Consider the following 277-nt stretch of genomic DNA (forward strand, 5'->3'; position numbering starts at 1 on the left):
GACAATTTTCAAAGCAAATTATACCTTATTTTCACTTCAAAAAGACTAAAGTACATTTCACTTTAGTCTTTTTTTGTTTTAATATTAACCTTCATATTTTTCTCCGGTTCTTTTTGTCTCCCAGCCTCATTTTTCATGGGCTTTTTCGCCCCTTCATCAAAGGTCGGTGTAAATTCACTTCCATATGTTGCTCCAATATTTAATTTCCCTTTCAACTCTTTAATCCCGAGCTGTCCAAAGTTATTATTTAACTCATATTTATCTAAAATAATTTTTT

1 pseudogene is annotated in these 277 nt (G+C 30.3%); it reads right to left on the bottom strand.

The window, feature by feature from the left end:
• Positions 1-62 precede the first annotated feature (62 nt).
• A pseudogene (locus COD92_RS31440) lies at positions 63-277 on the bottom strand (hypothetical protein); the annotation flags it as partial.

The organism is Bacillus sp. AFS037270 (assembly GCF_002585305.1).